This is a genomic window from Mycolicibacterium fluoranthenivorans, from assembly GCF_011758805.1.
GTDB classification, from domain to species: domain Bacteria; phylum Actinomycetota; class Actinomycetes; order Mycobacteriales; family Mycobacteriaceae; genus Mycobacterium; species Mycobacterium fluoranthenivorans.
In genome coordinates, this window is record NZ_JAANOW010000002.1 from 706,836 (window position 1) to 731,687 (window position 24,852).

At 66.9% G+C, this 24,852-nt stretch carries 31 protein-coding genes; 16 read left to right on the top strand and 15 right to left on the bottom strand.

Annotated elements, in window-relative coordinates; translation table 11 throughout:
* The first annotated feature begins 4 nt into the window (after positions 1-4).
* On the top strand, positions 5-382 hold the full coding sequence (locus FHU31_RS21365; RefSeq protein WP_167162224.1) for a YidH family protein: 378 nt from the start codon (positions 5-7) through the stop codon (positions 380-382).
* Between the two features lie 7 nt (positions 383-389).
* Here FHU31_RS21365 and FHU31_RS21370 read toward each other — a convergent pair whose 3' ends face one another.
* The 3 genes from FHU31_RS21370 to FHU31_RS21375 are packed head-to-tail and all read right to left on the bottom strand — an operon-like array spanning position 390 to position 2,046.
* Positions 390-1,241 (bottom strand): adenylate/guanylate cyclase domain-containing protein, encoded by an 852-nt coding sequence (locus tag FHU31_RS21370; RefSeq protein ID WP_167162226.1) that lies wholly within the window; start codon positions 1,239-1,241, stop codon positions 390-392.
* A gap of 25 nt (positions 1,242-1,266) precedes the next feature.
* Entirely contained in the window at positions 1,267-1,401 is a 135-nt protein-coding gene (locus FHU31_RS31895; protein WP_263987761.1) for a hypothetical protein, read from the bottom strand.
* A 60-nt stretch (positions 1,402-1,461) separates the two neighbouring features.
* The gene (locus FHU31_RS21375; protein WP_167162228.1) at positions 1,462-2,046 is read right to left on the bottom strand and encodes a TetR/AcrR family transcriptional regulator; all 585 of its coding nucleotides are present in this window, start codon (positions 2,044-2,046) and stop codon (positions 1,462-1,464) included.
* 113 nt (positions 2,047-2,159) lie between these two features.
* Here FHU31_RS21375 and FHU31_RS21380 point away from each other — a divergent pair, with 113 nt between their 5' ends.
* From FHU31_RS21380 to FHU31_RS21395, 4 genes are all read left to right on the top strand, one after another.
* Positions 2,160-2,978 carry an alpha/beta fold hydrolase gene (locus FHU31_RS21380; protein ID WP_308206687.1) on the top strand — a complete coding sequence of 273 codons (819 nt, stop codon included), beginning with the start codon at positions 2,160-2,162 and terminating at the stop codon, positions 2,976-2,978.
* An 82-nt stretch (positions 2,979-3,060) separates the two neighbouring features.
* Positions 3,061-4,002: a hypothetical protein gene (locus FHU31_RS21385; RefSeq protein ID WP_167162230.1), complete on the top strand. Its 942-nt coding sequence runs from the start codon at positions 3,061-3,063 to the stop codon at positions 4,000-4,002.
* Positions 3,978-4,355: a BlaI/MecI/CopY family transcriptional regulator gene (locus FHU31_RS21390; RefSeq protein ID WP_167162232.1), complete on the top strand. Its 378-nt coding sequence runs from the start codon at positions 3,978-3,980 to the stop codon at positions 4,353-4,355. Before FHU31_RS21385 ends, FHU31_RS21390 begins: the two co-directional genes overlap by 25 nt.
* Positions 4,352-5,239 carry a M56 family metallopeptidase gene (locus tag FHU31_RS21395; RefSeq protein WP_167162234.1) on the top strand — a complete coding sequence of 296 codons (888 nt, stop codon included), beginning with the start codon at positions 4,352-4,354 and terminating at the stop codon, positions 5,237-5,239. The genes FHU31_RS21390 and FHU31_RS21395 overlap by 4 nt, the downstream gene beginning before the upstream one ends.
* A gap of 13 nt (positions 5,240-5,252) precedes the next feature.
* Here the strand turns inward: FHU31_RS21395 and FHU31_RS21400 are convergent, their stop codons facing one another.
* The 4 genes from FHU31_RS21400 to FHU31_RS21415 all read right to left on the bottom strand — a co-directional run bounded on the left by FHU31_RS21400 (position 5,253) and on the right by FHU31_RS21415 (position 7,585).
* A complete protein-coding gene (locus FHU31_RS21400) occupies positions 5,253-5,729 on the bottom strand; it encodes a DUF2231 domain-containing protein (protein WP_167162236.1) in 477 nt (158 codons plus the stop codon).
* Between the two features lie 86 nt (positions 5,730-5,815).
* The gene (locus FHU31_RS21405; protein ID WP_167162238.1) at positions 5,816-6,520 is read right to left on the bottom strand and encodes a VIT1/CCC1 transporter family protein; all 705 of its coding nucleotides are present in this window, start codon (positions 6,518-6,520) and stop codon (positions 5,816-5,818) included.
* 81 nt (positions 6,521-6,601) lie between these two features.
* On the bottom strand, positions 6,602-6,874 hold the full coding sequence (locus FHU31_RS21410) for a hypothetical protein (RefSeq protein ID WP_167162240.1): 273 nt from the start codon (positions 6,872-6,874) through the stop codon (positions 6,602-6,604).
* A gap of 117 nt (positions 6,875-6,991) precedes the next feature.
* A complete protein-coding gene (locus tag FHU31_RS21415; protein WP_167162242.1) occupies positions 6,992-7,585 on the bottom strand; it encodes a TetR family transcriptional regulator in 594 nt (197 codons plus the stop codon).
* A gap of 131 nt (positions 7,586-7,716) precedes the next feature.
* On the opposite strand from FHU31_RS21415, the gene FHU31_RS21420 reads away from it, so the two are divergent.
* The 5 genes from FHU31_RS21420 (at position 7,717) to FHU31_RS31255 (ending at position 10,444) form a co-directional block, all read left to right on the top strand.
* The gene (locus tag FHU31_RS21420) at positions 7,717-8,463 is read left to right on the top strand and encodes a hypothetical protein (RefSeq protein WP_167162244.1); all 747 of its coding nucleotides are present in this window, start codon (positions 7,717-7,719) and stop codon (positions 8,461-8,463) included.
* The gene (locus FHU31_RS21425) at positions 8,460-9,176 is read left to right on the top strand and encodes a hypothetical protein (RefSeq protein WP_167162246.1); all 717 of its coding nucleotides are present in this window, start codon (positions 8,460-8,462) and stop codon (positions 9,174-9,176) included. Before FHU31_RS21420 ends, FHU31_RS21425 begins: the two co-directional genes overlap by 4 nt.
* A complete protein-coding gene (locus tag FHU31_RS21430; RefSeq protein WP_167162247.1) occupies positions 9,173-9,745 on the top strand; it encodes a cytochrome c oxidase subunit 3 in 573 nt (190 codons plus the stop codon). The genes FHU31_RS21425 and FHU31_RS21430 overlap by 4 nt, the downstream gene beginning before the upstream one ends.
* A 2-nt stretch (positions 9,746-9,747) precedes the next feature.
* Positions 9,748-10,017: a cytochrome C oxidase subunit IV family protein gene (locus tag FHU31_RS21435; protein ID WP_167162249.1), complete on the top strand. Its 270-nt coding sequence runs from the start codon at positions 9,748-9,750 to the stop codon at positions 10,015-10,017.
* 226 nt (positions 10,018-10,243) lie between these two features.
* Complete coding sequence (locus tag FHU31_RS31255) at positions 10,244-10,444, top strand: hypothetical protein (RefSeq protein WP_208411131.1); 201 nt, start codon at positions 10,244-10,246, stop codon at positions 10,442-10,444.
* A 7-nt stretch (positions 10,445-10,451) separates the two neighbouring features.
* Here FHU31_RS31255 and FHU31_RS21445 read toward each other — a convergent pair whose 3' ends face one another.
* The 3 genes from FHU31_RS21445 to FHU31_RS21455 form a co-directional block, all read right to left on the bottom strand.
* Complete coding sequence (locus FHU31_RS21445) at positions 10,452-13,316, bottom strand: MMPL/RND family transporter (RefSeq protein ID WP_263987760.1); 2,865 nt, start codon at positions 13,314-13,316, stop codon at positions 10,452-10,454.
* Between the two features lie 86 nt (positions 13,317-13,402).
* Complete coding sequence (locus tag FHU31_RS21450) at positions 13,403-14,842, bottom strand: FAD-dependent monooxygenase (RefSeq protein ID WP_167162253.1); 1,440 nt, start codon at positions 14,840-14,842, stop codon at positions 13,403-13,405.
* Positions 14,839-15,246, bottom strand: coding sequence for a hypothetical protein (locus tag FHU31_RS21455; protein ID WP_167162255.1), 408 nt, complete (start codon positions 15,244-15,246; stop codon positions 14,839-14,841). The genes FHU31_RS21450 and FHU31_RS21455 overlap by 4 nt, the downstream gene beginning before the upstream one ends.
* Positions 15,247-15,343: 97 nt before the next feature.
* Between FHU31_RS21455 and FHU31_RS21460 the strand changes: the two genes are divergently transcribed.
* Both FHU31_RS21460 and FHU31_RS21465 read left to right on the top strand, forming a co-directional pair.
* Entirely contained in the window at positions 15,344-15,937 is a 594-nt protein-coding gene (locus tag FHU31_RS21460) for a TetR/AcrR family transcriptional regulator (RefSeq protein ID WP_167162257.1), read from the top strand.
* A 132-nt stretch (positions 15,938-16,069) separates the two neighbouring features.
* A complete protein-coding gene (locus FHU31_RS21465; protein WP_167162259.1) occupies positions 16,070-16,279 on the top strand; it encodes a hypothetical protein in 210 nt (69 codons plus the stop codon).
* A gap of 3 nt (positions 16,280-16,282) precedes the next feature.
* Here FHU31_RS21465 and FHU31_RS21470 read toward each other — a convergent pair whose 3' ends face one another.
* Positions 16,283-19,444, bottom strand: a complete 3,162-nt coding sequence (locus FHU31_RS21470) for a bifunctional cytochrome P450/NADPH--P450 reductase (RefSeq protein WP_167162261.1) — start codon at positions 19,442-19,444, stop codon at positions 16,283-16,285.
* Positions 19,445-19,525: 81 nt separating this feature from the next.
* Between FHU31_RS21470 and FHU31_RS21475 the strand changes: the two genes are divergently transcribed.
* Positions 19,526-19,906, top strand: a complete 381-nt coding sequence (locus FHU31_RS21475; protein ID WP_167162263.1) for a phage holin family protein — start codon at positions 19,526-19,528, stop codon at positions 19,904-19,906.
* 3 nt (positions 19,907-19,909) lie between these two features.
* Here the strand turns inward: FHU31_RS21475 and FHU31_RS21480 are convergent, their stop codons facing one another.
* Together FHU31_RS21480 and FHU31_RS31610 are read right to left on the bottom strand one after the other, a co-directional pair.
* Complete coding sequence (locus FHU31_RS21480) at positions 19,910-20,380, bottom strand: septum formation family protein (protein WP_263987759.1); 471 nt, start codon at positions 20,378-20,380, stop codon at positions 19,910-19,912.
* Between the two features lie 233 nt (positions 20,381-20,613).
* Entirely contained in the window at positions 20,614-21,174 is a 561-nt protein-coding gene (locus FHU31_RS31610) for a hypothetical protein (RefSeq protein ID WP_234901545.1), read from the bottom strand.
* Between the two features lie 28 nt (positions 21,175-21,202).
* On the opposite strand from FHU31_RS31610, the gene FHU31_RS31615 reads away from it, so the two are divergent.
* Entirely contained in the window at positions 21,203-22,315 is a 1,113-nt protein-coding gene (locus FHU31_RS31615; protein ID WP_234901546.1) for a hypothetical protein, read from the top strand.
* Positions 22,316-22,322: 7 nt separating this feature from the next.
* Here the strand turns inward: FHU31_RS31615 and FHU31_RS21490 are convergent, their stop codons facing one another.
* Both FHU31_RS21490 and FHU31_RS21495 read right to left on the bottom strand, forming a co-directional pair.
* Positions 22,323-22,754 carry a hypothetical protein gene (locus FHU31_RS21490; protein ID WP_167162269.1) on the bottom strand — a complete coding sequence of 144 codons (432 nt, stop codon included), beginning with the start codon at positions 22,752-22,754 and terminating at the stop codon, positions 22,323-22,325.
* On the bottom strand, positions 22,754-23,494 hold the full coding sequence (locus tag FHU31_RS21495) for an SDR family NAD(P)-dependent oxidoreductase (protein WP_167162271.1): 741 nt from the start codon (positions 23,492-23,494) through the stop codon (positions 22,754-22,756). The genes FHU31_RS21490 and FHU31_RS21495 overlap by 1 nt, the downstream gene beginning before the upstream one ends.
* A 63-nt stretch (positions 23,495-23,557) precedes the next feature.
* Between FHU31_RS21495 and FHU31_RS21500 the strand changes: the two genes are divergently transcribed.
* Both FHU31_RS21500 and FHU31_RS21505 read left to right on the top strand, forming a co-directional pair.
* Complete coding sequence (locus FHU31_RS21500) at positions 23,558-24,091, top strand: hypothetical protein (RefSeq protein WP_263987757.1); 534 nt, start codon at positions 23,558-23,560, stop codon at positions 24,089-24,091.
* 26 nt (positions 24,092-24,117) lie between these two features.
* Complete coding sequence (locus FHU31_RS21505; RefSeq protein WP_167162273.1) at positions 24,118-24,840, top strand: potassium channel family protein; 723 nt, start codon at positions 24,118-24,120, stop codon at positions 24,838-24,840.
* The last annotated feature ends 12 nt before the right edge of the window (positions 24,841-24,852 follow it).

A 24,852-nucleotide genomic window follows, 5' to 3' on the forward strand; every position in this document is an offset into this window, starting at 1 on the left:
CGCCATGACCGATCACCCGCCGGACCCCAATACCCGGCTCGCCGCTGAGCGAACCCGGTTGGCACTGGAACGGACCTTGATGGCGTGGACGCGCACCAGTACCTCGCTGATCGCCTTCGGCTTCACCATCTATCAGATCTTCCAGTATCTCGCCGACAGCGGCCGGCTGCGCGAACCCTTCGTCAGCCCCCAGGTCGTCGGGGTGGCCATGATCTTGGTCGGGCTGACCGCGCTGATCCTGGGCTGGGTTCAGCATCGACAGGAAATGCGGGCACTCTCTTCGGATTTCGGTCCGATGCGCTACTCGATCGCCTCGGTCGTCGCTGCCCTGATCGCCGGCCTCGGCCTCATCGCTCTGCTCGGTGTGACACTTCGGATGTAGCGCGACGCTACGCCCGTCCCGACTGCTCCTCGGCGCTCTCCAGCGCAGGGGAGTCGCTCGCAGACACCGCGTACACGGTGTGGCTGCCCTGCAGGCCCTTCAGTTCGACCTCACGTGGGGGCCCGAACTCGGCACCCGGCAGCTTGCCGACCGCTTCGCGTACCGGTTCACTGATGAGCACCTCACCGCCGTCGGCCAGCGCGGCCACCCGCGCCGCCATGGCGACGTTGCGTCCGAACAGGTCGTCACCACGACGCACCGAGGTGCCCATGTGGATGCCGATCCGCACGCGAATGTCGTCCCAGCGTTGCGGATCGGCATTCAGCGCCTGCTGGACGCCGAGGCCGCAGCGGGCGGCCTGACGCGCATCTGCGAAGACGATCATGAACCCGTCGCCCTGGGTCTTGACCACGTGTCCGCCGAATTTCTCGACCTGCTTGTAGAAGAGCTTGTTGTGGCGCTCAAGCAGTTTCACCCATTCGCGGTCGCCCAGGACGTCGTTCAGTTCGGTCGAGCCCTCGATATCGGAGAACACGATGACGGCCTGGCCGTCGGCGGTCAGGCGGGCCAGGTCGGGACGTTCCACCTGGGCCCAGCCCGCCAGATCCTCGATCGAATTTCGGACGGTGGCGCGGACGCCCTTGTTGATCAGTGAGTCCGCTGCCTGCCAGACGGTCTTGATCGCGACGGGTGCCAGTCCGCGAGGCCGGCGCCGGCGGGGACTCTCGCGCCGAAGTCGATCGAGTTCGCTTCGCGTGCTCGTCAGCTTGCTGTGCGTCACGATCAGCAGCACGGTGAGGGTGATCAGGCCGACGAAGGCCAACCCGACGACGACCCAGGCTACGGCGGTTGACGTCACCCGACCAGTATGGGCGACGGCGTCGTCATGTCAGCACGACAAGCACCAGCGCGAGCACGGTCGCTGCGGTGACCGCCAAAGCGATCCACAGTCTGGGTACCGGCGGCATGTCCCGGCTTCGGCTGGTGCGTGGCTCATCGGGGGAGAACGGGTAACCCATCACGGCACTCAATCATGTTGTGGCAGTGGACAACGGATCGTATACCCGCTTCGCGCGCATCTACACCTGAGGTAACCGGGGTTCCGGTGGTAGCCCCGCCGCCTGCCTGGCAGTACGCGTGAACGCGGGTTTGGTATGCGCGACCCCATCCAGATAGCCCCCGACCAGTGCGGCGTCGCGCAGCAAGGCCAGCGACGAGGCGATCTCCGCAGGGTTGTCGTGCCCGGCGGCGGCCTCCTCGAGGGCGCCGCGAAACCAGCCGCGGTGTTCGGCGATGAGCCGCCGGATACGGCTGCCCGGGTCGGGGTACTCCGCCGCCGCGTTGATGAACGGGCATCCGCGGGTGTGATACCGAGTGATGTCGTCGGCGATACCGTCGATGACCAGCTCCAGCATGTCGGCGTCGCCACCGGCGGACTCGGCGGCGGCGAAGTAACCGCGAATGGTCTGGTCCTCGGCCGCCAGGTACGCCTCGACGAGGTCCTCTTTGCCTTTGAAATGCCGGTACATGGTGGCGCGGGTGACACCGGCCTCGGCCAGGATGCGGTCGACGCCGACGGAATGGATTCCCTCGCGGTAGAAGAGGTCGGTTGCGGTGCGCAGAAGCCGCTCACGGGCCTCCGACACCGGCGCACTGGTTTCCATGTCCACCACGGTACGCCCGAGGCAGAACGTTCTTTCTCTTACGGGGAATACCGGGCGGGCCGGGAGGGTTCAAGTAAGAAGAACGACCGTTCTTTCTACTAGAGGAGAAGCCGATGACCACCATCACCGCACGCGAGCAGGACGAGATCGACCGCGCGAATCGCTCGGGTGCACAGCCCGTCGTGTTCGTCCACGGCCTGTGGCTGTTGCCCGACAGCTGGGACGACTGGCGAGCCCTGTTCGAAGAGCAGGCTTTCGTGACGCTGGCCCCGGGCTGGCCCGACGATCCGGCCACCACCGCCGATGCGCGCCGTGATCCGTCGGTGTTCGCCGGGAAGGGGGTTGCCGAGATCACCGATCACTACGCCGACGTGATCCGCGCCCTGGATCGCAAGCCCATCATCATCGGGCACTCCTTCGGCGGCCTGATCGCCCAGAAGCTCGCCGGCCTCGGCCTGGCCAAGGCTGCTGTGGCCATCGACCCTGCGCCGTTCCGCGGGGTACTTCCCCTGCCGTTGTCGGCGTTGCGCTCGGCGTTCCCTGTGCTGAGTAACCCGCTGAACCATGGCCGGGCGGTGGGGCTGACGCCCAAGCAGTTCCGGTACGGGTTCGGCAACGCAATATCCGAGGAGGAGTCGCAGCGGCTGTATGACCGGTATTCGGTCGCCGGCCCGGGTCGCCCCCTGTTCCAGGCGGCCGTCGCCAATTTCAACCCGGCCTCGGCCACCAAAGTCAACACCAGGAACCCTGAGCGGGGGCCGCTGTTGGTCATCTCCGGCGAGTTGGATCACACCGTTCCGTCGGCGGTCGCGAAGGCCTCCTACAAGCAGTACAAGAAGAACCCCAACGTGACCGAATTCGTCGAATTCGCCGGTCGCGGACATTCCTGGTGGTCGACAACGGCTGGCGTGAGGTGGCCGACGCGGCACTGAGTTTCGTCACCCGGTTCTGACACACCTCGCTGCGCCGAAATTCGGTTGAGGGGGCCGGGCCTGCTGGGCTTCACTGAGTGTGATGTCTGCGGCCTGGCCCTCTCTTCGCGACGAAGTCGATATCGCCGATGCTCTCTACGGGCGGCGCGGCCGGACGCTGCTCGAGGAATGGCTCGCCCGCCAGGTGGCGCTCACACACGACCTCGCCTTCGCCCGCGAGTTCTCCGATCACGTCGACCTGCCCGGGGTGCGGGTCACCGACTACCTGCACCGCCACCTCGTCACCTCAGCCGGAACGCTGCTGGGTGGAATCCGGTTCTACGGCCGCGATATCAACCGGCCCTTCGTCGAGATCATCGCGCACAGCTTCGACGACCTGAACCGGATGCGGGTGTGCGTCAGTCAGGAATGGGCGATGTTCGCGCCGCTGTGTCTGAGGGTGCGGACCGCCCCGGGGCGGCTGGGCGGAGCGGGGGTTGTGCTCGACGAGAGCGTCTACGTGGCGGCCTACCGCGAGATGACCTCGCGGGCCCCCAATGTGTGGCTGGCGGCCTTCGACAGCGCCGAAGCCGCCATGGCGATCGTCGCGGACCGGTACCGGCAGCTGGATTCCGCTTTGGCTCGCAATATCTCGGCCGCCACCGCCGCCGAGCTCGATGACTGGCACACCCGGGATCACCTGTGCGCCATCCGTACCACCGCGGGCATCGTCGGTCTGCTGGCGGTGGTGCCAGGCGTGATCGACTGGATCGACGGTGACGTGATCAACGAAGAAGTGGTCACCGTCGAGCACGGTGGCCACGGGTACGCCGCCGCGGGACAGGCGGCGTGGGCGGCCGAACCCGGTCGAGACCCGGACGTGCTGTTGATCGGCACCATCGACCGACTCAACCTCGCTTCGCGAAAGACCGCCGCGGCCGCAGGTCGCCGGCGCGTGCTGGACGCCTACTTCGTGTCCCTGCCGCAGCCTCCCTATGCTGGTCCGGAAGGGAGCGACAGGTGCGCAGAGACCCGGGTGACTTAGAAGACGCTGTCATCGCCGTACTCGCCGGCGGCGAGGCCATGACGGTGGCCGAGGTGCGCGCCGAGTTGGGGTCGCGTCTGGCGTACACCACGGTGATGACGGTGCTGACCAGACTTGCCGGCAAGGGCACCGTCACCCGGGACCGTGACGGCCGCTCGCACCGGTACACGCTGGCCGCCGCGCCGGGCGACCTCCCGGCGTTGCAGGCTGCCCTGCGGATGCGTCGTGAGCTCGACGGCGGGCATGCCCGGGCCGACGTGCTGAGCAGCTTCGTCGCAAGCTTGTCCTCCGAGGACGAGGAGCTCCTTCGAGAAGTGCTGTCACGTCATGAGATCGACGGTGGCGGCCGGTGAGCATCTGGATCCTGCTCGGGGCGCCTTGGGTCCTGGCGATCGCACTCACCGCAGTGTTGCCCGCCCTCGCCGACAGATTTCATCCGTATTGGCAAGCCCCGGTCGCGGCGACGCTGGCGCTGATGATGGCGATCAGTACCTGGATCTCGATGGTCGCCGGTGCCTCGATTCTGCTCGGCCACCCAGGCGTCATGGGCCGGATCGAGGCTCTGTCGCTGATCGGGATCTGTGCGGGTCTTCTGCTCTTGGCCCTCCGCCACCTGCTGCGGGTGCGGATGTCGGTGCGGGCCGGCCGGGCCATCCGGTGTGGCGCGGCCGATAAGGACGGCGCGGTGGTGATCGTCGAGGACGACCGCCCGGACGCGTTCGCCGTGCCCGGGCGGGCCGGGGGATTGATCGTGCTCACCACGGGCCTGACCGCGGTGATGACAGCGGCGGAGCGGCGTGCGGTGATCGACCACGAGCGAGCGCACCTACGACAGCGGCACCATTTCCACGTCCAGGCAGTCGAACTCGCGGCCTGCCTCAATCCGCTACTGCGACCGTGGACCCGGGTGGTGCGATTGGCGGTCGAGCGCAGCGCCGACGAGCACGCCGCACGTGGCGGCCGAGGCAACGCCGCGCGGGCGATCGCCCGCGCGGCGCTGCTGTGCGCGCACGCTCAGCCGGCGCCCGGGTGCCGTATCACCGGCCGTCCGAGCGATGTCCGGGCGAGAGTCCTCGCGCTGACACATGAGGCACCACCTCGGCAGCGCTGGTACATGCTGGCGCTCGCCGCGGTCATCGCCGTATTGATCAGCGCGCAAACCTATCTGGCTGCCGATATCGCCCAGGACCGCTTTGCACCCGAGCGCGGTGAGCCGCTGTCCACCGTGATCGGCTGAACCGCAGGAGCTTTCACTCGCCTGCGTCGGCCGTGGCCTTGTCTCCCCAGGCTGACCTGGCGCCCGAGTCGCCGATCCGCACCACCTGAACGGTGGTGGCGACACTGGCAATGATGACCAGCGCCGCGATGGCCCAGGTGAGGGCCGGGGTGAACGGGCGCTCGCGGGATTCCCGCACGTGCACGACGGCGAGCAGGGCCGCGCCGATGAGCAGTGCAATCGCGAAATAGACCATGGTGTCGCCGAGTTCGGCGTGCTCGTGCAAGAGCGGGGTGCGTTCGGTCTGATGCTCCAGCCACTCGCCGGCCTCGGTGGTCAGTGGCGTGAGGACCGTGGTCACCACGGCCAGAATGACCACCAGCCAGGTGAGGCGCCGCCGGGCCGCGGGCCACAGGGCGCAGGTGATCGCGAGCGCGGCAGTCAGTGGCGCCAACACCACGACGAAATGCACCAGCAGAACATGGGCGGGCAGCCCTTGAAATGTCGACAAAAGTAGGCCTTCCGTAGGACCGGATCATCCGGACGACATACTACATATCTTGTAGTAGTCAGGCTCGGTGGCGAAGGATCGCCAGCTCACGCCACAGCGGTGCCCACCAGCAGGCCGATGCCATAGGTGATGGCAAGTGCCAAGCCGCCGCCGACGACATTGCGCAGGATGGCGCGTTGCCGGCCGGCGCCGCCGAGTCGCGCCGCGACGGATCCGGTGAGGGCGAGCGCGATCAGCACGGCGACCACGGTGATCGGGATCCGCAGGCTCGGCGGTGGCAGCAGAATCGCCAGAAGCGGCAGGAGGGCGCCAGTGATGAAGGACGCGGCCGAAGAGAAGGCCGCCTGCCAGGGGCTGGTGAGTTCGTCCGGATCGATGCCGAGTTCGGCCTCGGCATGTGCGGCGAACGCGTCATGTTCGGTGAGCTCGGCGGCGACCGCTTGCGCGGTGGCCTCGGACAGGCCTTTTGCGGCGTAGATGGCCTTGAGCTCTTCGAATTCTGCTTCGGGATCGTCGCGCAGTTCGAAGCGCTCCTTTTTCAGGAGGGCGCGCTCGGTATCGCGCTGACTGCTCACGGACACGTACTCACCGAGCGCCATGGACACCGCGCCCGCGGCGAGGCCGGCGATACCGGCGGTGAGGATCGGGCCGCGTTCCACCGTCGCCGCGGCCACGCCCACCACGATGCCCGCCGTCGACACGATGCCGTCATTGGCACCGAGCACGCCGGCGCGCAGCCAGTTCAGCTTCGACGAAACGGACCCGATGTGCGGTTCGGCGGGATGTGACACAGCGTCAGACTAAGCAGTCCGGCCGCCGGTCGCCAGCAAACCTAGCCTCACCAAACAACTGTTCGCGCAGCGTGGTTCGGCTCAGCAGGGGTCCCCGGGCGGGGTGAAGTACGGCACACCTTCGACGGTGTAGCAGGGCACCTCGCCGGGCACGTAGGGGACGTGCGCCGCGGCGATCGCCGCGCCCGCGATGGCGTCACCTGCGATGTTGGTGCAACCCCCGGCGGCGAAGTGCCTGCCGTCGGCGCCTGCGCACACATCGGCACCGGCGGCGGGCGCGCTGACCAGTGGCATCAGTGCCGCGGCGGTGGCGAACCCCGCCGCGAACAACGCTGAGGTGGTACGTCGGCTCATGACGTTCTCCTTCGATCCGGGGCAGCCCCGCCTGCGCGTGGTGTTGGCAGTGCTCATTGTCGGGTGTGGCGCCCATTGCCGCTCGGTTTTGACGACAACGTCTATTCACCGGTCTGTTTACCGGCTCCCGGAGATCACGCGCAAGCCGTACCCGTAGGTGGTGAGGTATTCGTCGATCGCAGGTTGGCGGACCTCGGCGGCTTCGGGGAGGGTGAGCAGCAGCGCGTAGAGGCCGAGGAGAAACGACACCCCGTTGTGCAGCACATCGACGTCGGTGGGTATCTCCCCGCGGCGGCGGGCACGGTCGAGTTCTTCGACGACGGCCACCGCCATCGGATAGTTGGTCCACTCCTCGGATGGCGGCCGGGTGGTGGAGAAATGCAGGGCCAGAAAGTCTTTGAACAATCGGCGGCCCAGCCGTCGTTCTATCGTCTCCAATGCTCGGACGGCTTCGGCCAGCGTGTCGTGCACGCTGTGCGCGGTGGCGAAGTATCGGGTCAGTTCGGCGGCCATCCGGTCCTGTTCGCGCTTCTCCAGTTCGAGCAGGACGTGTTCCTTGGTCGGGAAGTGGAAGAAGAAAGTGCCGTGCGCGACGCCGGCAGCGGCGACGATCGCCGTGGTATCCGCCCCGGCTATCCCCGCGCGCTTGAACTCGGCGAGCGCGGCGCCGAGCAGTCGCTCGCGGGTCTGCAGACCCTTCTGCTTCAGCATGAAACTGACTCTACTCAGAAAGTTCTTCCCATTGAGCATTTTGCCGGATACCGTGCATATGAACATGACTCGGTGATCACCGGTATGCCGATTCGAAACGAAAAACCCTGAGTCAAGTCAGTGGAGGCGTGATGCACATCCTCGAGCAGGCCCAAGACCTGCCGAAAGCCGGGAATATCAAGGCGCAGTGGGTGAGTCTGTGGACCGGGCCGGTGGTCGGGGTGGTGCTGCTGATCGCGGCGCTGGCGTTTCCCGGTTTCTGGCCGCCGATGTCGCCGACCATGACGGCCGGAGAGGTTGCCGCGTTCTACGCCGACCACACCGCCCTGATCCGGTTCAGCCAGGCCGCCTTCAACCTGTGCGGGATCATGGTGTTGCCGTTCTTCATGGTGATCGTCGCACAGATGAAACGGATGAAAGGGCAGAGCCACGTCTTCGCGTATTGCTACCTGACGGCGGTGGTCAGCGGCGCCACCATCTTCGCCCTGTCCAACATCTTCTTCCTGGTGGCGGCTTTTCGCCCGGAACGCAACCCGGACCTGATCATGCTGCTCAACGACCTGGCATGGATCGTGTTCATCGCCCCCGTCGGCATGGTGGTCAGCCAGTTCGTACTCCTGGCGCTGGCGGTGTACTTCGATGACCGTGCGGATCCGGTGTTCCCGCGCTGGGTGGGCCACTACGCGCTGGCCACCGCCGTCGCGATGGTGCCCGCCGCGGGTGCCGCCGTCTTCCGCACCGGACCACTGGCCTGGGATGGGCTGCTGTCATTCTGGCTTCGCAACGGCGCCTTTGCGGCGTTCGTCCTGGTGATGTTCTTCGTCCTGCGGGCCGCGCTGCACCGACAGGCCGTCGCCGACGGTGTGATCGCGCCATGAGTGTGCTGACCGCACCGGTTCGCGCCGGCGGTGAGAACCGCGATGTCTGGCTGATGACCTGGTTCTTCCCGGCCTGGTATGGGTTGTTCGGGGTCATCATCTGTGTCCTGACACGCGTGACCCCGCCACCGCGGCCCGACGTCACCGCGGCCGATAAGGTCGCCTTCTTCACCGCGCACCACCTGACCATCCAGATCGGGTTCACCGTGCTGCTGGTCCTGCTCGGCGGTGCGGCGATGACCAACGGGCTGGTGGCCTACCAGATGAAGCGGATGTCGGTGGGATCGGTCTTCGCCTATGGCTACATCGGCGGGATGGGCGTAGGTGCGGTACCCGGATTCCTGCTCGTGACGGTGTGCTTCCTGACCGCTGCGTTCCGCCCCGACCGCGACCCGGAGCTCATCAGCCTGCTCTACGACCTCGGAATGCTCTCGTACAACGGATCTTTGGGCTGCTTCTCGGTGGCTTACCTGGTGCTGGCCGTGGCCATCCTGTATGACCGCAACGATATCTTCCCGAAATGGTTTGCCTACGTCAGCATCTGGCAGATCATCACCGAGATCATCGCCACCCAGATGTTCGTGTTCAGATCCGGGCCGTTCGCCTGGAACGGGTCGATCTCCTTCTGGTGGGCGGTGGTGGTCTTCTCAGTGTGGCTGGTGGCGCTGATCGCGCTACTGCGTCAGGCCGCGGCGCGAGAGGCGAACTCATGACCCGGACCGAACCGTCCGCCGTGCAGCGCAGGCTGCCCGGTGACGGGGACATGTGGGTGATGGTCCTGGGCGATATGGTCATCTTCGCCGGCTACTTCGTCGTCTTCCTGATCTATCGGACCCTGAACCAGGGCGAATTCCTATCCGCCGCCCAGCATCTCGACATCACCCTCGGCGTGGCCAACACCGTGATCCTGCTGACGAGTTCGTGGTTGGTGGCCCGGGCGGTACTCGAGACCCGCGCGGGCCGCCATGATCACGCGATCAGGCTGATCTATGCCGGTGGTGCCGGCGGCGTGCTCTTCATGGCGCTGAAGGGCTATGAGTGGTTCCTCAAGCTCTCTGCGGGGCACACGAATTCGGAGATGTTCTACTCGTTCTACTACGTGATCACCGGTGTGCACCTGGTACACGTGCTGATCGGGCTCATCGTGCTGGGCGTGCTGGTGCGCGAGTTGCGCAACCCCGGCCGGCGACGAGCGTCGATGGTGGAAGCGGGCGCAATCTATTGGCATATGGTCGATCTGCTCTGGGTGATCATCTTCGCCCTGTTCTATGTGATGAGGTGACTATGACCGGAGCCGCACGGATGATCACCTGGGCCTGGGTGGCCCTGGTGGCCATCACTCTCGGGTCCTGGTGGCTCGCCCCGGCCCATTCGGGGACCGCCGCGCCGAGCATGCCGATCACCGCGGTGGTCCTCACGCTGGCGCTGGTGAAGTCCCGGTTGATCATCCGGTACTTCATGGAGGTGCGCACCGCCCCGCGGTGGCTGAGATCGGCCACCGATGCCTGGCTCGTCGTGCTGTTCGGGGCGGCGTTCGTCATCTACCTGGTGTGAACACCGGCCACGGATCCATACCTGCCACCAAGGAAACCTAAGCCTGTGCCCATGTCGGGGCGTCAGGATCGGTAGTCGCACGATGATTACCGATCCGAAGGAGATATCAACGTGAATCGATCACGGAAGATGCTTGGCGTCGCGGTGCTTTCCAGCGGCCTGGCATTGTCCGGCGTGTTCGGCCTGGGTGCGGCCAGCGCAGGCCCGCCGCCGCCCTGCCCGCCCAATGCGCCGTGTCTGGGCCCGGGTGGCCCGGGTCCCGGCCCGGGTGGCCCCGGCCCTGGTCCCGGTGGCCCCGGCCCTGGTCCCGGCGGACCTGGTCCGGTGCCCTGCCCGCCGTTGGCGCCGTGCCCGCCGCGCTGACAACAAGACACTGATCGAGAACCCCGCGCAGGCACGCCGTGCCTGCGCGGGGTTCTCGGTGTGACCAGGTGTTACGAGACGTCGACAGGTGTCTCGCGGTTCTTCCAGGCCGGGATGCTGCGGGCCGGGCGCTGCCGCACCACCTGCGGCCACCAGAACCACTTACCCATCAGCGCGGCGATCGACGGGGTCATGAACGACCGGATGACCAGCGTGTCGAACAGCAGGCCCAAGCCGATCGTCGAACCGACCTGCGCCACCACCGTCATCTCGCTGGCCGCCATCGACATCATGGTGAACGCGAACACCAGGCCCGCCGCGGTCACCACCGACCCGCTGCCGCCCATGGCGCGGATGATCCCGGTCTTGATTCCGCCGTGCAACTCCTCCTTCATGCGCGCCACCAGCAGCAGGTTGTAGTCGGCGCCGACGGCCAGCAGCACGATGACGGTCATCGCCATGACCATGAAATGCAACTCGATGCCCAGGATGTGCTGCCACAACAGAATCGACAGGCCGAACGAGGTGCCAAGGGACACCACCACGGTGCCGACGATGACGGCCGCGGCGACCAGGCTGCGCGTGATGATCAGCATGATCGCGAAAATCAGTGTCAGCGCCGCGATTCCGGCGATCATCAGGTCGTAGTTGTTACCTTCCTGCATATCTTTGAAGGCCGCCGCGATACCACCGAGGTAGATCCTGGAACCCTCCAGCGGGGTGCCCTTGACGGCTTCCTTGGCGGCCGCCTTGATATCGTCGACGAGTTTGATGCCGTCCGCGGTCAGCGGGTCCCCGGCGTGGGAGATGATGAACCGCACCGACTTTCCGTCGGGGGAGATGAAGCTCTTCATACCGCGCTTGAAATCGGCGTTGTTGAAGGTGTCCGGCGGCAGGTAGAACGTGTCGTCGTTCTTCGAGTTGTTGAAGGCGTCGCCCATGGCGGACTGGTTCGCCTGCATCTCGTTGGACTGATCCTGGATGCCCTTCTGCGTCTGGTACATCCGCAGCATCATGTCCCGGGAGGATTGCATGGTGGAGATCTGCGCGGGCAGGGTCGCCAGCATCTGCGGCATCAACTGATCAAGACGCTGCAGATCGGGCAGCAGGTTCTGGAACTGATCCGTCGTGGCGTCGATACCGTCCAGGGCGTCGAACACCGAGCGCATGGCGAAGCACACCGGGATGTCATAGCAATGCGGTTCCCAGTACAGATAGTTACGGATGGGTCGCAGGAAGTCGTCGAAATCGGCGATGTGATCCCGCAACTCGGCGATGTCGACGGCCATGTCGGTGCTTTTGCCCACCATGCTGTGCGTGGTGGCGCTCATCTCCGTCATCAGCGTGATCATCCGGTTCATGGTGCCGATGGTGGTGTCCATATCGCCGGCCTGTTTCAGCATGGTGGCGAACATGTCCTCCATGTACTTCTCGTTCATCTGCTGCGCCGTACCGCCCATACTCATCTGGGCCGGAATCGTGCTGAACTTCAGCGGCTTACCGTCGGGACGGGTGATGGCCTGCACGCTGCCGATCCCGGGCACCCGGAAGATCGCCTTGGCGATCTTGTCGATCACCAGGAAATCGGCCGAATTGCGCAGATCGTGGTCGGACTCGATGAGCAGCAATTCGGGATTCATCCGCGCGACGGAGAAATGCCGTTCGGCGGCCGCATAGCCCTCGTTGGCCGGCAGATCGGCGGGCAGGTAGTTGCGGTCGTTGTAGTTGGTGCGGTAGCCGGGCAGCGTGAGCAGGCCGACGAGCGACAGCGCGATGGTGCCCATCAGCACCGGGCCGGGCCAGCGCACCACCAGGGCCCCGATCTTGCGCCAGCCGCGGATGCGCATGGCGCGCTTGGGTTCCAGCAGCTTGCGGAACCGGCTTGCGACGGTGACTACCGCAGGGCCGAGGGTCAGCGCCGCGACGACGGCCACCGTCATGCCGACCGCCATGGGGATACCCAGGGTCTGGAAGTAGGGCAGCTTCGTGAAATGCAGGCACAACATGGCCCCGGCGATGGTCAGACCCGACGCCAGCACCACGTGCGCGGTGCCGTGGAACATCGTGTAGTAGGCCGACTCCTTGTCCTCACCCAGCGTGCGGGCTTCCTGGTATCGGCCGATCAAGAAGATGGCGTAGTCGGTGGATGCGGCGATCGCGAGCGTCACCAAGAGCTGCGTGGCGAAGGTGGAGAGCCCGATCAGATCGTGGTAGCCCAGAAAGGCCACCACACCCCGGGCGGCCGAGAGTTCGAGCACCACCATCAACAGGACGATGAACACCGTCGTGATGGAGCGGTAGACCAGCAGCAGCATCGTGATGATGACGACGAACGTGACCATCTCGATCATGCGGACACTGCGGTCACCGGCGATCTGCTGATCGGCGGCCAGGGCGGAGGGCCCGGTCACGAAGACCTTGAGACCGGGCGGCGGTGGCACCGCCGTGACCAGCTTCTGGGCCGCTTCCACCGATTCGTTGGCCAGGGCCTCGCCCATGTTGCCGGCGAGGTAGACCTGCACGTAGGCGGCCTTCCCGTCCGGGCTCTGCGCCCCCGCCTCGGTGAGCGTGTCACCCCAGAAGTCCTGCACGTGCTCGACGTGCTTGGTGTCGGCCTCCAGCCGGGCAACCATGTCGTTGTAGAAGAGGTGGGCATCGGCGCCCAGCTTCTGCTCGCCCTCCAGCACGATCATCACCGCGCTGTCCGACTTGAACTCGTCGAACACCTTGCCGACCTGCTTCATCGCGATCACCGAGGGTGCGGTCTGCGCGCTCATCGATACCGAGCGCATCTGTCCGACCACTTCCAGCGGCGGCACCACCACGCTGAGCACGGCGACCAGGGCGATCCAGCCGATGATGATCGGAATGGCGAAGGTGCGGATCCACTTCGGGATACCGCTGTGCTGGTGTTGGGGCGGGGACGTGTCCGTCACCGAAGTAGGGGCGGGCACGTGCTGGCACTCTCCTGATGGCGTAGAGGTCGTTTCTTTCGTACCAGATACGGTCAGGCAATGGTGAGCTACGACCGACTGGCGGCCCAGCCGGTCAGGCAGGCCTGCCAACCCTGGTGGTCCGCCGAGGAACCGGACCACGCGACGTACCCATCGGGTCGCACCAGCACGGCCGGTCCGGCATCGGCGCGCTCGGCCTGGGTCAGGCCGGCGGCCTCGACAGCTGCCGTACCGCGCTCGCGGACCAGGACGAACCCGGGCGTTCGCGCCAGCTGCGTCAGCCGGCCGTCGGTCAGCGGGATATGCACAGCTCGGTCACCCACCGGACCCCGACCGTAGCGCAACCCGGTTCCGGAGAAGCTGCCCGCCAATGCATCTCGCACCGAAGGCACCCGAAGCAGCCGGGGCACAAGGAGATTGCGCAGTCCGCGGGCCACCCGTGGATACAGTGTCACCCCGCGCGCCATCAGGCCGGATTGCCGCAACACTCGCTTACCTATCGGGTGTCGTTCGGCCTGGTAGGTGTCGAGCACATGGTCGGCGGCTCCGCCCAGTACGGCATCGAGCTTCCACGCCAGATTCGCGGCGTCCTGAATGCCGGTGTTCATACCCTGCCCGCCCATGGGGGAGTGCACGTGCGCGGCGTCTCCGGCCAGGAACACCCGGCCGTGCCGGTACTGCTCGACTTGTCTTTCATCGCAATGGAATCGGGAATGCCAACCGATTTCGACGACGCCGGGGTCGGCATCCATCGCCCGGCGCAGGATGTCGGTGATCTCGGCAGGCCGCACCGTGGCGCTGTCGGGTACCTGGTGTCGCCGATCCCACAGCATCGCGCGGTACCAGGCGCCTTCGGCGTCGCTGCGTCCGTAGGGCGCCAGGAACGCAAACACCTCACGGGTGCTGCGCAGGGTGAGTCCGTCGTCCGCGGGTCCGCGTGCGAGTTTCACATCCGCGAGCACGATCGAGGACAGGATGGTCTTACCGGGGAAATCGGCGCCCACCAGGGTACGCACTGTGCTGTGCGCGCCGTCGGCGCCGATGACGTAGCGTGCCCGCCACGTCGTGAGGCCGCCGTCCTGACGGGATCGCGCGGTGACCGTCACGCCGTTCACGTCCTGGATCAACTCGGCGACCTCAACCCCACGCCGGATATCGGCGCCCTGGGCGGCAGCGTACCGGGCAAGTGCGGCATCGACATTCGTCTGCGGGGTGATCATGGCGTATGGATAGGCCGAGTCGAGGTGGGTGAGATCGATGCGGGCGCCACCGAAGATCGTCACTCCCGGCGTCCGGTGTGCATGGGCCAGCAGTTCGTCGGCCAATCCGCGGGCATCGAGTGCCTCCAGTGTGCCGGCCATGGTGACAAAAGCCCGGCTGGACGGGTTGGGTATGGGCCGGCGCTCCAGCACGGCCACCGAGCGGCCGCCGCGGGCGAGATCGCCTGCGGCGGTGAGCCCGGTGGGGCCCGCGCCGACGACCAGGGCGTCCACCTCGATGCTGCTCATCGGGTCACCGCCGCCGAGTCCGGGTACCAGCGGCGGATATCGTCCGGAGTGGGCACCGCGTCCTTGTTGAACACGAACCGGCAGCCCGGCTGGCTGGCGTGGGCGGCATTGACGATCGACTCGAACAGCAAGGTGTTGCCGGCCACGAGTCGTATTCCTGCCCCGATGAGCACCGCGTCATATCTACCGGCCGCCAACCACCGGCGCGCCTTGGCGGCGCCCGCATCTCCGAAGGGGATGAGGCAGTTGTCGACGTGATAGCCCGCGGTGCGCAGCCCCGCGACGTTCTCGTCGTTCGCGGCCCTCAGCTTCTCCCGGGACAACCCGGGGAACTGGGCGAAATCAGGTGAGGCGATATCGATCACATCGGGATCCAGGCCGATCTGGATGGCGGTGACGGTCATGTCCGCGTCCTTTCCGGTAACAAGTTCAACAACTGTTGAACTCAACGCTAAGCGCGATAGTTGCTGTTGTCAACGGTTGTTGAATAAGCTGTCCGGTATGGCGACGAAACCGCGCGACGGTGAAGCGACGCGGGCCGCGATCCTGGCTGCTGCGCAGACGCAATTCGGCGAGCAGGGGTTCGAGCGCACCACGATCCGTTCGGTGGCGTCCGCGACCGGGGTGGACCCCGCCCTGGTCATGCATTATTTCGGCAGCAAGGCGGGCCTGTTCGCCGCGGCGTCCCGGCTGGACATCGCGTTCCCCGATCTCTCGGGCGTCGCGCCGGAGGACATCGCGAGCGTGCTGATCCCGCTGTTCGTCGACGTCTGGGGGCCGGACGGCTCGTTTCTGCCACTGCTGCGCGCGGCGGCCACCCACCGGGCGGCCGCCGATGCGCTCCTGGAGGTGTTCGCCGCGCAGGTCGCGCCGGCGCTGGCCGCGGTCGTGCCCGATCGGCCGGCCGAACGGGCCGCGCTGGTCGGTGCACAGCTCCTGGGGGTCGCGGTGTCGCGTCATATCCTCGGCACCCCACCACTGGTTGATATGGCCGACGCCGAACTCATCGACTGGCTGGCCCCGGTGCTGGCGCATTTCCTGACTGATGCTGGTCCGGCTGCGTCGACGGGCTGTCGCGCCGAAGCGGCGCTGTGATGGAGCTCACCGCTTGATCGCGTCGATCAAGTAGGCGGCTACGCGCCACTGCGCGCCGATTTCCCCATACGTTCGGAACATCAAGGTGGGCAACGCTTCACGATATGTCCACCACGACGTTTGGGGACCGTCATGTCGGATCTGTCGATCACCGCCGACGGAGCATCCGGGGTTGTCAGTCTGAAGTTGTTGTGGCGCAGATACATCCAGCACGTCGCCGCGTGGTTGACGCGTGCGAGGTTGCCCGGCCACGGCGCGGCGCGCGCCCGTCGGAGCTATCCCTGCGCGCGGCCGGCCTACCTGAACGATGCCTGCATGCGACGCGAGATGCGCCGGTTGTGATGCTCAGCCCGCCCAGACATCCTCGACGTAGCGGTCCGACTCGACAAGGTCGATGAGCCAGTCGCGGGCCGCGCTCTCGTCGGCACCGGTACGCGCGCAATAGATGTCGAGAAACGCCTGCCGTACGGCCGGGGCCATCCGGGCACCGTCGCCGCAGATGTAGACGTGGGTGTCCTTGGCGGGATCGCCGAGCAGGTCCCACACCTCGTCGGCGTCGGCGGCGATCCGGTCCTGGACATAGCGGACGCCGTTCTCCGGTGCCCGGGAGAAAGCCGGTCGCATCCGCACGATTCCCAGGTCTTCGGCAATATCGAACTGCTCGCGGAAGATGTAGTCCACATCGGGATCGCGAACTCCGAAGAAACACAAAGCCGGTGCATACGGGTCACCGTCCTGCCGCGCTGCCAGCCGATCGCCCAGGAACCCGCGAAACGGTGCGACGCCGGTCCCCGCACTCACCAGGATGACGTTCTTGGCCGGGTCGGCACCGGCCCGGAAGGCCTGACGGGCCTGATCGACGCGAGCGCGGATCTGCGCCCCCGAACCCAGCGTGGCCAGGTGGTTCGACGCGACACCTTTGAACAGCCCGCGCCCGGATCGAGCCGGGGCGTCGAGGACGCTGACCACCAGTGCCACGACTTTCGGTGACAGCCGCGACGAGGAGGCGATGGAGTAGTGCCGCGGTGTCATCGGCTCCAGCAGTTCCAGCAGGTCGGCACCGGTCAGCGTGCAGGCCGGGAATTCCTGAAGGCATTCGATCGGGCTCAGGGCGCACGGTTCGGTCGCCTCGGCGAGTTCTTCGAGACGCCGGCGTTCGGGGGCGCACGGGTTGGCGGCTGCGAGCCGGCGCAACTGGCTGCGCGTCGCCGGCTTGCGCAGTTCGACGAAGTGGGTGAGCAGTTCGCGCACGCTCACCTCACGGTCGAGGGCGATGAGCCGCCGCGAGGTCCGGCGCGGGTTGATCGAGAGGCGCAACCCCGGGTCGATATCCAGTTGGTCCAGCACGGTGTCGACGAGTTCGGGTGGATTGTCCGCCAGCACCGTCAGGTGGTCCCCGGTGTGATACTCGACGTCCTCGGGCAGGGCAACGCGGACAAAGTGTTTGGCGTGCCCCTGCGCGGTCTCGTCGCTGACCAGTTCGGTGTTCTCCAAGACGGTCATGGGGCACACGCCGAAGCGGGTGTCGATGGCGGCGGTGACCGGGCCGACGATGAGGTGCAGATCGTAGAGCGGTTCCTCGCTATCGGTCACCGCCACCGCATCCGGGTCGCCGAACAGCGCGGACATGGACGACCACAGCGCAGTCGAGAACTCTTCCAGGGTGCCGTTCAGGTCACCGGAGGTGTCCGCCGCTGCGAACGGCACGAGGGACGTGCCGCCCAGTTCGGTCAGGCGTTCGTTGATCCGCTTCGGCACGGCCTGATAGGTGTCGGCCCAGTTGTGATCGCCGACGCCGAGCACCGCGAAGTTCGGGGCGCCGTCGATCGCGGCGTCGGGCCCGGTCAGCCAGGCGAGGAATTCGCGCGCGTCGTCGGTCGGCTGACCGTTGTACGACGACGCGACGATCACCACCGCGTCGGCTTCGGGCAGCCCGCCGACGGCGTCATCGAGTGGGCCGACCGTTGTGGCACAACCGATATCGGTGCCCTCCTCGGCCAGCTGTTTGGCCAGTGCGCGGCAGGTGCCGAGATTGGAGCCGTGCAGCACGGCCACGGTGGTACCGGCTTTGAGGGCCGATACCGAACTGGGCGTCGTGCGCTGGGCGGTGTCCTGGACGGCCGCCGCGGTGGCGGGCTTGCGGTCGGCGGGGGTGCGTCGCACCAGGTCGAGCCGGAAACCGGCCGGCCGGCGGCTCAGCGGGCCGTCCCAGCGCAACACGTAGTGCCCGGAATCGATGAGCCGGTAGCGGTGCACGATCCGCGCGATGGTCATGGTCGCCTCGTGCAGCGCGAACTGGCGTCCGATGCACGACCGGGCTCCGGTGCCGAATGGTTTGAACAGCGCGGCCGGACGCGCGGCGGCACGGTCGGATTCGAACCGGTCCGGGTCGAACAGTTCGACGTTGTCGCCCCATTCCGGTTGCCGGTGCAATGCCCCGGTGAGCACGCTGACGGCTTCGCCCTTCTTGATCGGATACCTACCGCCGATGACGGTGTCGGCCAACGCCATCCGATCGAAGCTGAGTACCGGCGGAGACAACCGCAGTGTCTCGTTGATGACCTGCCGGAGATAGCCGAATTTGCCGATGTCGTCGTAGGTCGGCAGGTAGTCGTCGTCGGGACCGAACACCGCATCGACCTCGGCCTGGACCCGGCCGAGCACCGCCGGGTGGTGCACCAGGTTGTAGAGCGTGTTGGGCATCAGTTCCGATGTCGTCAACTGGCCGGCGATGAGAAACGTCATGATCTGGTTTCGGATGTTCTGTCGGTCCAGAACGGGTTCGCTGGCGGACCCGCGGCCGAGCATCAGGTAGAGCAGATCGTCGGCGGCGTCTTCACCGCCGTTGCGGTGCGCTTCGATCAACTCGTCGAAGTAGGTGTGCAGGGTGGTCAGCTCGGACTCGAATCGCGGTGTGTCTCCGCCTTTTCCGAGCTCGCCGAGGGCAGCGGTGAAACTCTGCGGGATGGGCGCCAGGCCGTCGTGGTCGAAGGATTCGAAACGGGCTCCGAAGCCGGCCAGCGCCACCGTGTCCATCGCGAGCTTCTGCAGGTCATCGGAGACGTTCACCGATTGCCGCCCGGCCTGCGCGTCCCAACCGGTGATCATCCGGCGGTTGATGGCGAGCATCGCCTCGTGGTAGTTGCGTAGTCCGGCGTAGCTGAATCCGGGCAGCAGAACGTCATGTGCCTTCTGCCAATTCGGCTCACCGTGGAACGCGGTGAACAGACCGTCGCCGGCCAGTGGACGGACCCGGGCCAGCGACGGGGTCAGATTCTTGGCGAACCGCTCCTCATCGCAGAGTTCCTCGACCACCGCCATCGAGCACGCGTACAGCTTTCGGAAGCCGCTGTAGTCGGCATAGAACAGCGGCCCGTGCAGTTCACCGAGGATGTCGACGGGTAGCGCGTACGGCCGTCCCGCCAGATCGTCCGCGCCGGGAAGCGGTCCCTCGGCGGAGGGGATCTGGTCCAGTTCCGGGGCGAAGGAGGGGGCGAAGTCGGCCATGTCGGGCAGCATAGGCGTCAATTACCGGAACGGGGACCTATCTTCACTCCGAAAGCCGCGGGGCCCCTTACCATCGTCGATATGGTGCGACTACTGCTGAACACGCTGGTCTTCCTGGGTTCGGCGGCGATCGGTTTGCTGGCTGCCGACCGGCTGGTGTCCGGGGTATCGGTGTCGTGGCGTGGATTCGTCGTTGCGGTGGTGGTCTTCGCCTTGGCGCAGGCGATCCTGTCGCCGTTCATCGCCAAGATGGCATCCCGCTACGCCTCGGCGTTTCTCGGCGGAATCGGCCTGGTGTCAACATTTGTGGCGCTGTTGCTGGCCTCGGTGCTGACCCATGGTCTGAGCATTCGTGGCGCCGGCTCCTGGGTCGCCGCGACGGTGGTCGTGTGGTTGGTGACGGCCGTCGCCACCCTGCTGTTGCCGCTGCTGGTGGTCAAGAAGAAGATCGGTAAGGAGTGACGTTCAGCGGCCGTGCGCGGATCGGGTCAGCGCGCCGCCGCCGGCATCCTGCAGCAGGCAGATGACGATACTGGGCAGAGGATTGTCGGCGGTACGGTCCTGATTCGAGTCGATGAGGTAACTGACGGTGTAGCTGCCGGAAGACCCGGTGTACGCGGTGAGGGCGTCGTTACAGCGTTGATTCGCCACATCGGTGACAGCAGCGTCGACCGGGACGGGCGCGCGCTGGTACACCTCGGCTCGATGCGGTGTCGCGCAGTCCACCAGCGTCACCTCGACCGCGCCTTCGTCCACGGCGGGGATCTGGTCCACGCAGTCGCCGACCTGGAGGTTGAACCACGGCAGCGTGCGTGCTGCGGGCGCCGGCACCGACGCGGAGTGCGATGTCACCGTATCGGCGATGGTCGGGGCCGGTGGTGCCGCGGTGGGGTGCGCGCCACAGCTCACCAGCAGAATCGCAGCGGAAATCGTCACTGGCGCAGGTAGTCTGCCCGTCCGCACGGCCTGAGTTTATGCGCCCGCGCCCGAACAGTGTGCATTGTGCGTTTGTTCCCCGCCGTGCCGAGTCGGCACTGTGACGTAGCCCTTGTAACGCATCCTCGTGCGCGGCGATGAACCATGCGAGACAGCTGCTGGCCCCGGGCCAGTGTCGGGGGAGATGGCTGCAACATGGCAGCTGTGGCTGGAATGCCAGGCTCCCTGGACCTTCAGAGGAGTGGATGCACGGTGGGTGCAACGCGCGAATTTCTGCCCCGACGGCACGTGGTCGCCGGAGTGGCTTCGACCGTGGTCATATCGTTGACCGCATTGACCTCGGGGCTGGCGCCCGCGGTGGCAGACCCCTCGGCGCCGACGACCACGGTCGCCGAGGTACCCGTACCTCGGGACACGCCCTCGCAGCAGCCCACGGTCGAGGCCGAAGTGCCCACGGCCGCAACACAACCGGCACCCAAGCCGGCGCGGACTCCCGAGGTGACGACCACGACGCACGCACCGGCCGCGGCCACCGCGCCCGCTCCCGTCGTGCAGACTCCGGTCCAGGAACCGTCACCGACCGTCGCGCCGGCCCCCGTCACCGTCACACCGGCTCCGCAGACCACCGTCGCTCCCAAGCCCAGCACCACCACGGTCGCCGAACCCACCACCAGGGCGTCCGCACCGGCACCCGTCACCACCCCGACCTCGACCTCGACCTCGAAGCCGACGGTCACCCCGACGCCGAGCGAGTCGGCCGTCGAGCGCACCTCCGTACCCCCGGTGTCGCGCACGGACGACCGCCCGGCGCCGGTCGATCGGGTGACCGAGACACCCACCCCCGACGCCGTCACGCCGGCCGCGCAGGTCCCGGCGCCCGAGACCACGCTGCCTGCCGCGGTGGAGGCCACCCCTACCGCGACCGGCAAGCCCACCGAAACCGAGACGTCCTCGACCGTCGCCAAGGCCGCTCGGCCCATCGAGACCCTGCGCCCGCAGACGCTGGATGCCCCCGAATCCGACGTCGAGTTGGCGCGTCACGCCACGCCCGTCGAGGAGAAGCCGGCACCCGCGCCGCAGCACGACGTCGCCGCACTCGCGGTGGCGCTGAAGGTGACCGATCGGGACGACAGCAGGGTGGACAACCGGGACTGGAACCGTCCGGATTTCCAGCCGCGGGGCGACAGTCGCCACGACGACGGTCTGAACTGGGACCGCAAGGTGCGCCAGTGGCGGCCGGACTGGGTGCAGTACGACGAGTACTACCGCCCGATGATCTTCAACCCCTATCGGGATCCGGTACGCGTCGTGTACATGTACCAGAACTCGCCGCGGATCGTGCAGATCAACCCCCTACAGCGGGTCATCATGTACGCCGCGGACCTGGCCGCATACAGCTTCACCGCGGTGGTGGTGAACGCGCTGAACACCGCGGTCAACGTCGCGGTCGGCAGCTTCTTCGGCGGCGGGTACATTCCCGCGGTCGGGATGGCGCCCCCGCCGCCTCCACCACCGGTGCTGCGGTATGACAACGTGCCCGTCCAGGTCCGGTACTCATCGGCGGTGTACGAGCCGTTCCGGGTACAGCGCGTCGTCGACGTCGGCGACGACACCCGCTACGGCGAGCGCAAGGTCCTGCTCGACGGCGTGACACCCGCCTGGGGTGTGTGGACCCAGTCCGGCAGTGGGGAGCGCCAATTCGAGGTGCACCGGACCCAGCAGTTCCCCGGGCTCGACGACCCTCGGGAGGCGCCGCTGCCGGGTGACTACCGGATGCAGCTCGTTTCGGGGAGTACCGCCGACACCGCCAGCGCGGCCGACAGCGGGCTGGATCGCAACCAGGTCTACCTGATCGCGGCGGCGGTGGCGTGCTCGGTGCTGAGCCTGGGTGCGGTCGGTCTGGTGGTGCTGATGGGCCGCCGGCGCGGAATGTAGCGCTCGCTCAGGCGTGCACGTCGCGCAGACCGACGGCGCCGCGCAGGCCCGAGCAGTTCACGCAGCCGATGCAGCCGACGCAGTCGGCACATGCCACGCACCCCACGCAGGCCCGGCATCTCCGGCACGCGACGCAGCCCAGGCACGCCGCGCAGCCGATGAGCGCCACGCACAGGATGGTGAAGGCACTGCCGAACACGGCGAAACCGCCTGCCACACCGGCACTTGCGCCGGTGGCGATCGATCCGGCGACGCCCGCGCTGTTGACGGTGGCGATCGAGCCCGCCACGGCGGCACTGCCGAGCGTCGCGATGGATCCGGCCACCGCGGCGCTGCCGACGGTGCCGATGGATCCGTCCACCGCGACACTGCCGACGGTGCCGAGGGAATCCTCGACGACGGCGTTGCCGTCCGGAGATAGGTTCGCCGGGGTCTTCACTAGTCCGCGCCCTTTCCGTTGTCCACGCGGTACACCGCGCCGTGGATGGCCGCCGCGTCATCACTGGCCAGGAAGGCGATGGTCTTGGCGACGTCCACCGGGTCCATGAAACCGCGCGGGGCGGCGATCCGCATGATCAGATCCCAGTCCGCATCCTCCGGCGCGGCGAACTCGGTCACCTGCGCCGTGAGCATGCCGCCCGGACAGACCGCGTTGACGCGCAGCTTCTCCTTGGTGAATTCGACTGCCAGCGCACGGGTGAGGCCGACGAGCCCGTGCTTGGCCGCGCAGTAGCCCGCCGAGTAGACCTCACCCTCGACGCCCGCGACGGAGGCGACGTTGACGATATTGCCGCCGGTTTCCAGTAGATGCGGCAGCGCGGCGCGGCAGAGAAAGAACGGACCGTTCAGGTTGACCGCGAGATCGTGGTCCCATTCCGCGTCGGTCAGCGTGATGGTGCGGCGCATCTGGTGGAATCCGGCCACGTTGGCCAGCACATCCAGCCGGCCGAACGCGGCTACGCAGTTCGCGACCGCCTGCCGGCACTCCTGCGGGGAGGCGATGTCCACCGATGCGTACCGGCCTCCGGGCACCTCGGTGAACACCTCGGCGAGCCGGTCGGTGTCGCGCGCGATACCGAACACCGTCGCGCCGCGCTCGGCGAACACCTTCGCCGTCGCCGCACCCAGACCGGACGACGCTCCGGTCACCAACGCCACTTTGCCGCTCAGCTGACTCATGCCCGGCACTCTCTCACGGGACAAACCCGAGACGTGTCATAAGCGCCCTGTAATACTGCGTCGGTGAGGAAGTACTTTTCCGGACTGGTCGGTGCAGTTCTGCTCTGCGCGGCGCTGGTGGGATTTGCCGGCCCGGCGTGGGCGGACCAGCAGACAATGGTGGGCGTGTACACCTTCCACCAGGATGGGCTGCCAGACGCGGAGTGGTCGATCTACCCCAACTGCGTCCCGGTGGTGGGTGATCTGCGCGCGGAGATCCGTGACCCGGTCGCCTGCATCCTGCACGTCAGTGCATTCCCTGCCACGGTCGTGCCCAGTGGCGACGCGAAACTGACGGATGGTCTGTGGGCCTACACCATCAACACCATGGACGGGCTGAAGTGCCCCGACGGCAGCACCGCGGCGCTGAAGGAGTATTTCCAGTTCGACAGCCAGACCCTGACAGGCACCCGGACCATATCGCACAGCCAGGTCTGCGGGTTGCCCGCGACCCTGGACAAGAAGCCGTTCACGCTGACCTTCGCGCGCCCGCTCCCGTTGCCGGTCACCGAGTACCCGCTGATCTGTGAGCCGGGTGGCTTGCGCCGCTGCTTCTGACCTGCGGGACTACGCTCACCGGCACGATGTCTGATCAAACCCGGCTGGAGCGCTTCGAACAGCGGACCGAATGGCTGATGGCCGCCGTGGCGCTGATATTTCTCGGCTGCTATTCGGTGCAGGTGCTCGCGGAGCCGCACGGCTTCTCCGACATCGCGATGCGGGCCGCGATGGCCGGTCTGTATCTGGTCTTCGTCGCCGACTACCTGGTGCGCTTCTACCTCGCCGATCCACGCGGTCGGTGGTTCCTGCGCAATCTCGTCGACCTCGCGATCGTCGTGCTGCCGATGTTCCGCCCACTGCGCCTGCTGAGCCTGGCGGTGGTGCTGGAGGTGTTGCAGCGCGCCGTCGGCCACAGTATCCGGGGCCGTGTCGCGGCGTACACCGCGGGCGGGGTGGTGATGATCGTCTACGCCGCGTCCTTGGCCGTCCTCGACGTGGAACGTCATGCGCCGCACGCGCAGATCACCTCATTCGGCGACGCGGTGTGGTGGGCGGTCAGTACGGTGACCACCGTCGGCTACGGCGACCTGACGCCGGTGACCTTGAGCGGGCGGTTGATCGCCGTCGCGCTGATGGTCGCCGGGATCAGCCTGCTCGGTGTCGTCACCGCGACGCTCGCGTCGTGGATCGTGGAGAAGGTGGCCGAGGAGGACACCGCCAACCAGGCGGCGACCGCCGCGCATATCGAGGAGCTCCGGGAGGAGATCCGCAAGCTGCGCGACGCGATGCGCAGCGACGCGGATTGACGGGGATCAGGA